This window comes from Acidimicrobiales bacterium (genome assembly GCA_036270875.1).
GTDB lineage: Bacteria > Actinomycetota > Acidimicrobiia > Acidimicrobiales > AC-9 > AC-9.
In genome coordinates, this window is record DATBBR010000045.1 from 1 (window position 1) to 12,216 (window position 12,216).

Consider the following 12,216-nt stretch of genomic DNA (forward strand, 5'->3'; position numbering starts at 1 on the left):
CAGCTGGAGGGCGAAGGTCTCGCCGTCGACCACGATGGTGTGACCGGCGTTGTGCCCGCCCTGGTAGCGCACCACGAGGTGCATCTCCTGGGCGAGCAGGTCGGTGAGCTTGCCCTTTCCCTCGTCGCCCCACTGGGTTCCGACGACCACGATCGCGGGCACGCGCGTCCTCCCGGGCGATCCCAACGGCGAGCCGAGCATACCGGGGCAAGCGGGTGGGTGCTCCCGTCCCCCGGTGCCCCGGGGCCGAGGCTCAGCGACGGCCCCGGTAGAGCACGGGCGACTGGCTCAGAGGCACCAGGTCCCGCCGATAGTGGCGGTGGGTTCGCTCGACGGCCTCCCTAGCCTCGCGCCGCGCCTCGGTCAGCTCCCGGCCCAGCCGGTCGACCAGGGTCTCCAGCTCGATGACCCGGCGCACGCCCTCCAGGTTGAGACCGGCGTTGGTGAGCTCCTGGATCCGCCGCAGCCGCTCGATGTCACGCTCGCTGTAGCGCCGGCTCCCACCGCCGGTCCGGGCCGGGTCGACGAGGCCCTTGCGCTCGTAGATGCGCAACGTCTGGGGGTGGACTCCGGCCAGCTCCGCGGCCACCGAGATCACGTAGACCGCCCGGCTGCTCACCGGCGCCGGCTGCTGGTCCGCTCGTCTCATGGTCGTCATGGCCGCGTCACACCCCCAGGTGAGCCCTCGGGGACTCCTCGGAGGCCGATGCAAGCGCCTCGACGGCCTCCCGCTGGGCGTCGGTCAGGTGAGGCGGCACTGCCACCTCCACGGTGACCAGCAGGTCGCCTGCCGTCTTGCCGCTCTTCACGCCCCTTCCGCGCACCCGGAAGGTCCGTCCCGACGGCGTCCCCGGGGGCACGCGCAGGCTCACCGGCCCCTCGAGGGTCGGCACCCGGATGGTCGCCCCGAGGGCGGCCTCGGAGAAGGTGAGGGGGACGGTAAGGGTGAGGTCACGCCCCCGGCGACCGAAGAGCTCGTGGGGAGCGACCCGCACGACCACGTAGAGGTCGCCGGCCGGACCGTTGTTGCGACCGGGTCCACCCCGGCCCTTGACCCGGATGCGCTGGCCGTCCACCACGCCCGGTGGGATCCGCACCCGCACCTGACGGGCGCGGAGCTCGGCGCCGGTGCCGTGGCAGGTGGGACACGGCGTCTCGACTCGCACGCCGCGGCCTCCGCAGGTCGGGCAGGGCTGGCTGAACGAGAAGAGGCCCTGGTTGTCGTCGAGCACCCCGCGCCCGCCACAGCGTGGGCACACGGTCGGCGTCGTGCCCGGCGCCGCGCCCGTGCCCCGGCAGGTGTGGCACGGGGCGTCGCCCGTCACGTTGACGGTGGTCGTGACGCCCTCCACCGCGTCCTTGAAGGACAGGTGCAGCTCGGCCTCGAGGTCGGCCCCCCGCTGGGGTCCGGCGCCTCGAGCGGTGCGGCCGCCGCGTCCGAAGATGCCACCGAGCAGATCGCCCAGCCCGCCGCCCATGCCGGCTCCACCGGCCGCGTCCTCGAAGCGGAAGGTGAAGTCCTGGGCGCCTCCGGCCCCCTGGCTCGGGCCAGTGAAGCCACCGAAGTTGGCGCCGACGGGACCGAGCCGACGGACCTCGTCGTACTCTTTGCGCTTGTCGGCGTCGCCGAGGACCTCGTAGGCGGCGGAGATCTCCTTGAAGCGGTCCTCCGAACCCGGGTTGGCGTCCGGGTGGTACTGCTTGGCCAGCTTGCGATAGGCGCGCGTGATCTCCTTCTCGGTCGCCGACTCTGACACGCCGAGAACCTGGTAGTAGTCCTTCTCGAACCACTCCCGCTGCGGAGCCATCCTGGTCCCTCGCTAACCCTTGACCTTCACCATGGCCGGGCGCAGGACGCGGCCCTTCCACCGGTACCCGGCACGCATCACGCCGCTCACCTGCGGCTCGCCGCCAGACCCGTTGTGCTCCTCCTGCTCGCCGTTGGCCTCCGGGGGCTCGTGCATGACGGCGTCGTGCTGGTTCGGATCGAACGGCTGGCCCTCGGGATCGATCCGCTCCAGGCCCTCCTTCTCGAGCACGTCGACGAGGGACGAGGCGACGGGCGCCAAGACCTTGGCCTCGGGCGAGTCGCCGGCGTGGGCAACGGCCAGGTCGAGGGCGTCGAGCACCGGAAGGAGCTTGACGACCAGCGCCTCCGCGGCGCGCTCGAGGTGCTCGGTCTGCTGCTTGAGCACCCGCTTCTTGTAGTTCTCGAAGTCGGCCTGCAGCCGGCGCAGCGCGTCGAGATACTCGTCGCGCTGGGTGGCGAGCGCGGCCAGCGTCTGGTCGTCGGCGGCCGCCGCGCCCGCGTCCACCGGCTCTCCGATCACGCCGGCGTCTCCCACCTCTCTGTCACTGTCCTCGCTGGCCCGGTCATTCATGGCCCGGTCATCGGTGGCGCGATCGGCTCGGTCCTTGTCCTCGCCGCGCTCGGGCTCGGGCGGCGCCCCGGCCGCGGGCGGGCGACGCTCGCCCTCGCTCATGCGCCGCGCCCGTGCTCGCCCTCGTCCACGATCTCGGCGTCGACGACCTCGTCGTCAGCGGGCTGCTGCTCGCCCTGGGGCCCGGCACCGCCGGGCTGGCCGCCGGGCTGGCCGCCGGCCGCGGCCGACGGGCCCGCCTGCTCGTAGAGGCGGGAGGCGAACTCCTGGCTGGCCGTGACGAGCGACTCGGTCGCGCTCCGGATGGCTTCGATGTCGGAGCCGGCCAGCGCCTCCTTGAGCGACGACAGACCCTGCTCGACCTTCTCCTTCTCGGGCCCGGAGATCTTGTCGCCCTGCTCCCGCAGCAGCTTGTCGGTCTGGTACACGAGCGTGTCGGCGTTGTTGCGGACCTCGGCTTCCTCACGGCGACGGCGATCTTCGGCCGCGTGGGACTCGGCGTCGCGGACCATGCGGTCGATGTCGTCCTTGGGCAGTGACGACTGGCCGGTGATCGTCATCGACTGCTCCTTGCCCGTGGCCCGGTCCTTGGCCGAGACGTGCACGATGCCGTTGGCGTCGATGTCGAAGGTGACCTCGATCTGGGGCACGCCACGGGGCGCCGGAGGCAGGTCGACGAGCTGGAACTTGCCGAGCGTCTTGTTGTAGGACGCCATCTCCCGCTCACCCTGCAGGACGTGGATCTCCACCGACGGCTGGCCGTCCTCGGCAGTGGTGAACACCTCGGTCCTCTTGGTCGGGATGGTCGTGTTGCGCTCGATCAGCTTCGTCATGATCCCACCCTTGGTCTCGATCCCGAGGGACAGGGGGGTCACGTCGAGCAGCAGCACGTCCTTGACGTCGCCCTTGAGCACGCCAGCCTGGATGGCGGCGCCGATCGCCACGACCTCGTCGGGATTGACGCCCTTGTGGGGCTCCTTGCCGGTCATCTCCTTCACCAGGTCCTGGATGGCAGGCATGCGGGTGGCGCCGCCCACCAGGATCACGTGGTCGATGCGGTCCCGTGACAGGCCGGCGTCGGAGATCGCCGACTCGAAGGGGCCCCGGCAGGCGTCGACCAGGTCGGAGGTCAGCTCGGAGAGCTTGGCTCGCGTCAGCTTGAGGTCGAGGTGCTTGGGGCCCTCGGACGTGGCGGTGATGAACGGCAGGTTGACCTGGGTCTCCTGCACGCTGGACAGCTCGATCTTGGCCTTCTCGGCCGCCTCCTTCAGACGCTGGAGCGCCATCTTGTCGGCCGACAGGTCCACGCCCTCGGTGTTCTTGAACGTCGTCACCAGCCAGTCGATGATGCGCTGGTCCCAGTCGTCGCCGCCGAGGTGGGTGTTCCCGGAGGTGGACTTGACCTCGAACACGCCCTCGCCGATGTCGAGGACCGACACGTCGAAGGTGCCACCCCCGAGGTCGAAGACGAGGACCGTCTGGTCCTTGCCCTCCTTATCGAGCCCGTAGGCGAGGGCGGCGGCCGTGGGCTCGTTGATGATGCGCAGCACCTCGAGGCCCGCGATCTGCCCCGCCTCCTTGGTGGCGGTGCGCTGGGCATCGTCGAAGTAGGCCGGCGCGGTGATGACGGCCTGGGTCACGGTGTCGCCCAGGTACGACTCGGCGTCGCGCTTCAGCTTCTGCAGGATGCGGGCGGAGATCTCCTGGGGCGTGTAGGCCTTGCCGTCGATGTCGATGCTCCAGCTGGTCCCCATCTGGCGCTTCACCGACCGGACGGTGCGGTCGGGGTTGGTGATGGCTTGGCGCTTGGCGACCTCGCCCACCAGTACCTCGCCCGACCTGGAGAACCCGACCACAGAGGGGGTCGTCCGGCCTCCTTCGGCGTTGGGCAGGACGGTAGGCTCGCCCGCCTCCATGACGCTGACGACGGAGTTGGTGGTGCCGAGGTCGATGCCGACGGCCTTGGGCATGATGAGCGCCTCCGAATGCTTGATTCGATCTCTATGACGAAGACGAGCATAGCAAAGTTGAGCATGAGGATATCAAGCCGGCTGCTCGTGCTCGAGCAGCGTGGGCCCACCGGCCGGGCCTGCGGCTACTGTCGGCGCCCATGAGCACCCTGGTCCTGCTCCGCCACGGTCAGAGCACCTGGAACGAGCAGAACCTGTTCACAGGCTGGGTCGACGTCGACCTCACCGAGCGGGGCGAGGCCGAGGCCCGAGCAGCGGGACGGCTCATGGCCGCCGAGGCCGGGCTGGAGCTCGACGTCCTGCACACTTCGGTACAGACCCGGGCAATCCGGACGGCCGACCTGGCGCTGGAGGAGATGGACCACCTGTGGCTGCCGGTGCGGCGTCACTGGCGCCTCAACGAGCGCCATTACGGCGCCCTCCAGGGTCTCGACAAGAAGGAGACGGCCGCCCGCTACGGCGCCGAGCAGGTCAAGGCCTGGCGCCGCGGCTACACGACGCCGCCGCCGCCCCTCGGCCCCGACGACGAGAACCACCCCCGCCACGACCCCCGCTACCGGCGGCTCGCCCCTGACGTGCTCCCCGCGACCGAGTGCCTCCGGGACGTCGTCGTGCGTCTCCTCCCCTACTGGCACGATGCCATCGTCCCCGACCTCCGGGCCGGCCGGCAGGTGCTCGTCGTCGCCCATGGCAACAGCCTCCGGGCGCTGGTGAAGCACCTCGAGGGCATCTCCGACGAGGACATCACGGGGCTGGACATCCCCACCGGCATCCCCCGGCACTACGAGCTCGACGACGACCTCGCGCCCCGCCACGCCGCCTACCTCGGGGACCCGGCCGCGGCGGAGGCGGCGGCACAGGCGGTGGCCGGTCAGGCCAGCTGACTCGCGGCTGGCAGGCGGGCCGGTCCCGGCACGTTCCTCTTGTTTCACCTTTGGTCGAAAAGGCCTCGGCTGCACACCCGCACCGCGCCCCGGTTCGACGAGAGGTGAAACCAATGCTGGTCGCCAGAGACCGGCCCCTCGCTTCGCGAGGACCGCCACCATTACCCTGTCGCTCCATGGCACGCAGGGACGTGAAGCTGGAGCACCTGGGCCGGACCTGGCTGTTCTCGGGCTGCAACAAGAAGGAGCTGGGCCTCATCGGCAGGGCTTCCGACGAGGTGGAGGTCGACGCCGGAAGGCTCCTGTGCGAAGAGGGCAAGCCCGGCTTCGAGTTCTTCCTCATCCTCGACGGCCGGGCAGGTGTCAGCCGCGGCGGTCGCAAGGTCGCGACACTCCGTCCCGGTCAGTACTTCGGCGAGCTCTCGCTGCTCGACCGAAAGCCCCGTTCGGCGACCATCACGTCCGAGACACCCATGCAGCTGCTCGTGCTCGATCAACGCCAGTTCGACGGGCTCATGGACCAGGTGCCCGGCATCGCCCACAAGCTGTTGACAGCCATGGCCGAGCGCCTCCGGGAGGCGGACGCCAAGGCCCTCAACTGACGCTCAGCTGGCGCCGTCCCCGGGAGGCCTCGCCGCCGCCGGGGCCCGGTCGTCGCCGGGGTTGCCGTCAGACGTGCCGGCCGGCGCCGACTGCTCGAGGATCTGGGCCACGTCCAGCACCTGGGTGGACTCGGCGGCCATACCGTCCGCCTGTCGCTGCTTGACGGCGTCGTCGAGCATGATCATGCAGTACGGGCACGCGGTGCCGACCACGCCGGCACCGGTCTGGAGGGCCTCGTCGGTCCGCTCCAGGTTGACCCGCTTGCCGATGTCCTCCTCGAGCCACATGCGCGCACCGCCGGCCCCGCAGCAGAATCCCCGCTGCCGGCACCGGTGCATCTCCACCTGCTCGACGCCCGGCACCGCGGACAGCACCGACCGGGGCTGGTCGTAGATCGAGTTGTGGCGGCCCAGGTAGCACGGGTCGTGGTAGGTGACGGTGCTCTCGAAGCGCTGGCCGGGCGTGATCCGCCCCTCCTCGACCAGTCGGGCCAGGAGCTGCGAATGGTGGACGACCTCGTAGTTGCCCCCCAGAGCCGGGTACTCCTTGGAGATGGTGTTGAAGCAGTGGGGGCAGGAGGCGATGACCTTCCGGGCGCCGACGCCGTCGAGCGTCTCGACGTTCTGCTGGCACTGGGTCTGGTAGAGGTACTCGTTCCCGAGCCGGCGGGCCGGGTCGCCGGTGCACGACTCCTTGGGCCCGAGCACGGCGAACCGCACGCCTGCAGCGTTGAGGAGGCGGGCGATGGCCTGGGTGACCTTGCGGGCCCGCTCGTCCAGCGCTCCGGCGCAGCCCACCCAGAAGAGATACTCGACATCATCGGGGATCGAGCCCTCGACCACGGGGACCTCGAACGGGAGCCCCTGTGTCCAGTCGAGTCGGTGGGTCGAGCCCAGGCCCCAGGGGTCCCCCTGGTTCTCTATGTTGCGCAGCATGGTGCCGCCCTCGGTGGGGAAGCTCGACTCCATGAGGACCTCGTAGCGCCGCATGTCGACGATCGTGTCGACGTGCTCGATGTCGACCGGGCACTGCTCGACGCAGGCGCCGCAGGTGGTGCACGACCACAAGACGTCGGGCTCGATGACGTCGGGCACGAGACGGGTGGGTACGGTGCTCTGTCCGGTGCCGTCCCCCTCCGAGCCGCCGTTGCTCTCGGCCGTGCCGTCGGCCCCCGAGCCCGCCAGGAGGGAGCTCGCCCGGCCGAAGAGGTTGTCGCGCAGGTCCATGATGACGAGCTTCGGCGACAGCGGCTTGCCCGTGTTCCAGGCCGGGCACTGGTCCTGGCACCGACCGCACTCGGTGCAGCTGAGGAGGTCGAGGAGCTGCTTCCAGCTGAAGTGGGTGATCTCGCCGGCACCGAAGACGTCGTCTTCGGAGAGCTCCTCGGGGTCCATGTTCGGCGTCGTCGCCAGCGCGCCGAGGGCGATGGGACGCCGGGAGAAGAGCACGTTCGGCTCGGACACGAAGATGTGCAGGTGCTTGGAGTACACGACCACGACCAGGAACCCCATGACCACGCCGATCTGGGCCAGCACGAAGGTCGTCTCCAGCGCCTGCAGCACTCCGTGGCTCAGGCCCGAGAGGGCGTTGCCGACGAGATGCGAGGCGAAGGCCCAGTCGCTGTAGGGGAAGTGGCCGAGCTCGACCTGCGCCCCCCGATAGAGGAGCAGGGTGGCGATCACCAGGAAGATCATCAGGAGGATGAGCCACGCCTGGTCGGCGTGTGAGCGGTAGAAGCGTGACGACCGATCGAGGCGCTCGGGCGACTCGCGCAGGCGGATGACCGAGAAGACGATGATGCCGGCCAGGACGCCGACGGCCATGAAATCCTCGATGAAACCGAGCGCGGCCGAGTGGCCGATGCCCGGGATGGCCCACGTCTTGGAGAACAGCAGCCCGTAGGCCTCGAGGATCGTGAGCAGCAGGATCACGAAACCCCAGAAGACGAAGAAGTGGGCCAGACCGGGGATGGGCCGCTTGAGCAGCTTGCGCTGCCCGAAGACGTCGGTCAGCTCGGCCCACAGGCGCGGCCCCAGGTCCTTGAAGCGATCCGGAGCTGGCCGGCCCACGGCGACGAGGCGTCCCAGCCACCACACCCGTCGCCCGGCCAGCGCCAGGGCGATAGCCGTCAATGCAAAGCCGATACCGAGTCTCAAGGCGTTCCTCCTGCCGCTTCACTGGGCGTCAGCGCAACACAGCCGGGAAAGCGGCTCGGCCCAGCTGACCAGGCACGCGACGGACCAGTCACATTACCTACCCGCCTCCCGGGCGCCCAACCGGCGAGCCCTGGGACCCCTCCCCCGGGCTCGGCCCACCGCCGGCCGAACGCTACAGTTGCGGGCTCCTGCGGGCGTAGTTCAGAGGCAGAACATCAGCTTCCCAAGCTGAGAACGCGGGTTCGATTCCCGTCGCCCGCTCTCTCTCGAAGGTGCAGGTCAAGGGCGGCCGTTCAGGGACCGGAACGCGATCGAGCGTATGATCTCGCCTCCGCTGCCGTGAGGGAGGCTCCGATGGCACAGGTCGCGATGCTCGCCAGGGTCCGCGCCAAGGAGGGAAAGGGCGACGAGCTCGTCGCCGCGTTCCGGCCCCTGTTCGAGCAGGCCGCGACCGAGCCCGGCACCCTGCTGTACGTCATGAACCGCTCCAAGGACCATGCCGACGAGTTCTGGGTGTCGGAGCTCTACGCCGACGACGAGGCGTTCGCCGCCCACAGCGGCAGCGAATCGATGGCCCAGGCGGCGCCCGCGCTCGGCCCGCTCATCGCCGAGAGCGAGCTGATCCTCGGCGAACCTGTCCTGGCGAAGGGTGTGCCCATCTCCTCGTGACAGCGCTCTGGAGTCAGCAGGCGCGGTCCTGGTCGTATGGCCCCGAGGTGGCGAGCTGTAGGAGCCACGCCTGGCCGCCGCCGAAGTCGTGCGAGCCCGAGCACCACGACGACGTCGCCGAGGGATCGGCTCCGGCGATCCAGTTCGGCACGCTCCCGCCGCTCGGCACGAGGCCGCCGGTGATCACCCCCCACTGGTAGCTCGTCGAGTAGTCGCCGGCGACCAGTCCGGCGTGGCGCAAGCCGTCGATGGCGCCCTGGACGGTGGTCGCGTTGAGCGAGGTGTTGCAGGACCAGTAGCCGGTGCCGTTGGTGGGGAACTGGGTGGCGCAGCGGCCGGCGGTCTCCACGTCGAGCCACCACGTGGGCGCCGCCACCCCCTGATCGGCGGCCAGGGCGACGCTGCCCGCCGCTGCGTTGTAGCCGTAGTTGTAGGCGAGACAGGCGTTGTCGCCCGACCGGCAGCTCCCCGCCGGTCCGGACTGGTCGGTGTTGTCAGCCGAGCTCGGCGAGTTGATGTTGATGTACAGATTGAGGCCGGAGCCGGCCCAGGACGCCTCGCTGCCCAGGCAGGGGTTCGTGCTGAAGGCCTGCCCGTCGTTGACCCCCACGACCGCCACCGCGTAGGGCTGGGGGGGATAGCTCTGCCCGCACTGTGGCCAGGAGATGTCGTAGCCGGTGGACCCGGACGGGTAGCGCGCCGTTCCCGACGACGGCGGCGGCCGGTTGGGCGGACGACGGCTCGGCCCCGGCAGCACCGGCGGCACACCGGGTAGGAGACGGGCACCGAGCCCGGGCGGCGGACGTGGAACAACAGGCGCCGGGTGGGCGGGCGGCCCGGTGGCTGGGGTCCGGCTCGGCGCGGCAGCCGGGGAGGCGCGCCCGCCTTGGGCCGTGTACGAGGGCCCGACCGCGGCACCGGTGGTAGCCGTGGGCGAGGCGGCCGGGGCTGCGCTTCCGGCACGAGAGCCAACGGGAGCCGTGGCGGTGAGGGCCACCCCCTGGCCCGCCACACCACCCGGACCGCTCGACAGCGCCGGCGCGAGGCTCGACGCCGCACCATCGCGGGACCCGACCGATGCCGGCGGTGAGCGACCCTCGACACGGAGCGAGACGGCCCGGGATGGAGCTCCGCTGGCGATGGCGCCGATGACACCTGCCCCCACGAGGCTCATGACCAGCACGACCGCGCCCGGACGCGACAGAGCACGCAGCCTCTCGATCCGACCCCCAGCCATCCCAGCCATCACCCCATACCCACGAACCCTTCTCCGTAGGTTTCACCCAAGTAAAGCCCACTCGTGCACCTGCACGCCATCCCAGATGCGTCGGCCGGGCCCAGCTAGCCAGACCACGCCACCTGGCCCGTGGTACGACGGTGGCAGCCACGAGGGGGCCAGGTAGCGCGGTCTGACGCCCAAGACTGAGCGCGCCGGCGCGATCGCGCAATGGTCTCCAGGGACTATTTGTGGCGACCGGGAGGGCTACCTCTCCCTAGTCCTTCGGTCAGGAGAACAGCCCTTCGCGGGCCAGGCGGGCCAGCGCATCCGAGCGGTCCCGGGCCTGCAGCCGTCGATAGGCCGACCGGATATGCGCCTTGACCTCCGTCCTGCTCATACCCAGTTGGCCGCTGATGGCGGCGGACGGTTCCCCCATCGCCAGCAGCTCCAGGATCCGGCTCTCCGTCTCGGTCAGCCCCAGGTGCGCGCCTGGCCACCTAGGTGACAGCGCCTCGTCCGGGGCGAGCTGGGTACCGCCGGCCAAGGTCGGGTCCACCGCGATGGCGCCCCGGTTCACCTCGTCCAGTGCCTCGACGAGGTCCGACCCGGTGATGGTGTCGAGCAGGAAGCCGGCGGCGCCCCGTTGGAGGGTCGACCAGGTGAAGCGGGCCTCGTCCCGACGGGCCAGCACGACGACCCGGCTCTCGCCCAGCGCGGTCACCAGATTGGCCACCTGGTCGAGCCCGCCGGGCGCATCGAGGCGGGTATCGAAGAGCACGATCTGCGCCTGCGAGCGCGCCGCTTCCTCCGGGGCGGTATCGACCCCGCCGACCTCGCCAACCACCTTCACGCGCGAGCGGAAGGGGCGCAGCACGGCGGCCATCCCGGCGCGCGCAACCGGCTGGCGGCTGACGATCAACACCCTCAGGCTGGGCTGGGCACTGAGGTTCATAGAGACCTCTTTTCGCCTCAACCAGTGCTCACGGTGGTTGCGCCGAAGCGCCGCTTCTCCTTGTCGAGGTCGAGGGGAGCGACCTGGACAGTCTGGTCGCCCTCGTCGAGCAGGTCCGAGGGCACCGCCCACATGATCTCGAACTCGAGGCCGTCAGGGTCGCGGGCGTACAGACTCTTGCTCACGCCGTGGTCGCTGGCGCCGACCAGCGCGCCCCGCTCGTTCAGGACGCTCCGCAGACGATCGAGCTCGTCGAGGGTGTCCACCTGCCAGGCGAGGTGGTACAGCCCCACGGTCTGCCTCCCGGCGAGGGACGCGCCAACATCCTCACCGACGCTGAACAACCCGAGGTCGTGGTCGTTGTCCGACCCCGGTGAGCAGAGGAAGATCGCTTGACCCTCCCCCACGGCGTGGCGGACAGCCATTCCGAGCGCCTCGGTGTAGAAGGCTGCGCTGCGCCGAGCGTCTCGGACGTAGAGCACGGCATGGTTCAAACGAGTGATCGGCATCTCATCTCGACTTCCGGTCCTGCTCGCGGCGAAGTGCCCACATGCAGGAGCACCCGCGACCCCTCAATCATTCCATGGCTCGCTCGGGCCCTATCGACCGGCTCCCGGCGGGTCATCTCCCGACAGGTGGGCCAGCTGGCGCTGGAGCTCGTCGAGGCGGGCCTGAAGGAGGGCCACCTCGGCCGCGACCACGGCGAGCGACGGCTCGTCCGCCGCGGTGAGCGCCATTGCGTCCCCGGAACCGCCATCGGCGGCCGCGGGTGCTCGCTCCCTCCGGCCCTGTGACGCGTCGGGGTCGCAGTCGCTGGCGACGCTGACGCCGCCACCGAGACGCTCGGCGAAGGCGTGGAACGTCAGCGCCGCCGACCATCCAGCACACCCGGCACAGGTTGGTTCGAGCTGTCGCCAGCCGGACCGGCCGGTCCCGCTGTCGACCAGCATCGTCGCCGGGCGGCCGCACCGGCAGCGACCCACGCGGACGCCGCGCACCCGCTGCCGGCCGTAGCGAAGACCGTCCTGGTAGCGGATGAAGCTCCCGGTCACCGCCACCTCGAGCAGCACTGTCGGTCGGTACCTGGTCTCGCACGCCATGGCCCGAGCAGGAGCGAGCGAGTGGAAGCAGTAGAACCCGCAGCTGCAAGTCCGCTTCGGCGGCGCATGGCGGCGGCTCCACACGCAGGCGGCCTCGGCCGCCGGACCGTAGACGTGCTGGCCGCCGATCGACAGACCGGCGAACCCAGCCGACCGATCGTCAGCCGACAGGAGCGGATAGGCGAGCTTGTACCCCGTCAGCGGAGCCGTCGGGTGCTCGACGGGAAGCGAGCGGCGCAGCAGCGACCTCATCCGCTCAAGCAGTGGGAGTGGGCTGGTCCT

At 70.4% G+C, this 12,216-nt stretch carries 13 protein-coding genes and 1 tRNA gene; 4 read left to right on the forward strand and 10 right to left on the reverse strand.

Features of this window, described 5'->3' with window-relative positions:
- The 5 genes from VH112_04880 to dnaK form a co-directional block, all read right to left on the reverse strand.
- On the reverse strand, nucleotides 1–201 hold a 201-nt coding region (locus tag VH112_04880), incomplete at its 3' end, for an adenylosuccinate synthetase (protein HEX4539560.1).
- A gap of 52 nt (nucleotides 202–253) precedes the next feature.
- Nucleotides 254–658: a MerR family transcriptional regulator gene (locus VH112_04885; GenBank protein HEX4539561.1), complete on the reverse strand. Its 405-nt coding sequence runs from the start codon at nucleotides 656–658 to the stop codon at nucleotides 254–256.
- Nucleotides 659–665: 7 nt separating this feature from the next.
- A complete protein-coding gene (gene dnaJ / locus VH112_04890; GenBank protein ID HEX4539562.1) occupies nucleotides 666–1,808 on the reverse strand; it encodes a molecular chaperone DnaJ in 1,143 nt (380 codons plus the stop codon).
- Between the two features lie 12 nt (nucleotides 1,809–1,820).
- Entirely contained in the window at nucleotides 1,821–2,483 is a 663-nt protein-coding gene (locus tag VH112_04895) for a nucleotide exchange factor GrpE (protein HEX4539563.1), read from the reverse strand.
- On the reverse strand, nucleotides 2,480–4,351 hold the full coding sequence (gene dnaK, locus VH112_04900; GenBank protein ID HEX4539564.1) for a molecular chaperone DnaK: 1,872 nt from the start codon (nucleotides 4,349–4,351) through the stop codon (nucleotides 2,480–2,482). The genes VH112_04895 and dnaK overlap by 4 nt, the downstream gene beginning before the upstream one ends.
- 140 nt (nucleotides 4,352–4,491) lie before the next feature.
- Between dnaK and VH112_04905 the strand changes: the two genes are divergently transcribed.
- Nucleotides 4,492–5,235 carry a phosphoglyceromutase gene (locus VH112_04905; protein ID HEX4539565.1) on the forward strand — a complete coding sequence of 248 codons (744 nt, stop codon included), beginning with the start codon at nucleotides 4,492–4,494 and terminating at the stop codon, nucleotides 5,233–5,235.
- A gap of 176 nt (nucleotides 5,236–5,411) precedes the next feature.
- Nucleotides 5,412–5,837 carry a cyclic nucleotide-binding domain-containing protein gene (locus VH112_04910; protein ID HEX4539566.1) on the forward strand — a complete coding sequence of 142 codons (426 nt, stop codon included), beginning with the start codon at nucleotides 5,412–5,414 and terminating at the stop codon, nucleotides 5,835–5,837.
- A 3-nt stretch (nucleotides 5,838–5,840) separates the two neighbouring features.
- On the opposite strand, the gene VH112_04915 is transcribed toward VH112_04910, so the two are convergent.
- The gene (locus VH112_04915) at nucleotides 5,841–7,994 is read right to left on the reverse strand and encodes a (Fe-S)-binding protein (GenBank protein ID HEX4539567.1); all 2,154 of its coding nucleotides are present in this window, start codon (nucleotides 7,992–7,994) and stop codon (nucleotides 5,841–5,843) included.
- Nucleotides 7,995–8,184: 190 nt separating this feature from the next.
- On the opposite strand from VH112_04915, the gene VH112_04920 reads away from it, so the two are divergent.
- Both VH112_04920 and VH112_04925 read left to right on the forward strand, forming a co-directional pair.
- A tRNA-Gly gene (locus VH112_04920) sits at nucleotides 8,185–8,255 on the forward strand.
- Nucleotides 8,256–8,348: 93 nt separating this feature from the next.
- Nucleotides 8,349–8,663 (forward strand): putative quinol monooxygenase, encoded by a 315-nt coding sequence (locus VH112_04925; GenBank protein HEX4539568.1) that lies wholly within the window; start codon nucleotides 8,349–8,351, stop codon nucleotides 8,661–8,663.
- 13 nt (nucleotides 8,664–8,676) lie between these two features.
- Here the strand turns inward: VH112_04925 and VH112_04930 are convergent, their stop codons facing one another.
- The 4 genes from VH112_04930 to VH112_04945 form a co-directional block, all read right to left on the reverse strand.
- Complete coding sequence (locus tag VH112_04930; protein HEX4539569.1) at nucleotides 8,677–9,429, reverse strand: hypothetical protein; 753 nt, start codon at nucleotides 9,427–9,429, stop codon at nucleotides 8,677–8,679.
- A 739-nt stretch (nucleotides 9,430–10,168) separates the two neighbouring features.
- A complete protein-coding gene (locus tag VH112_04935) occupies nucleotides 10,169–10,834 on the reverse strand; it encodes a response regulator transcription factor (protein HEX4539570.1) in 666 nt (221 codons plus the stop codon).
- A 17-nt stretch (nucleotides 10,835–10,851) separates the two neighbouring features.
- Nucleotides 10,852–11,343, reverse strand: coding sequence for a VOC family protein (locus tag VH112_04940; protein HEX4539571.1), 492 nt, complete (start codon nucleotides 11,341–11,343; stop codon nucleotides 10,852–10,854).
- Nucleotides 11,344–11,433: 90 nt separating this feature from the next.
- A partial coding sequence (locus VH112_04945; GenBank protein ID HEX4539572.1) for a hypothetical protein occupies nucleotides 11,434–12,216 on the reverse strand: 783 nt, incomplete at its 5' end.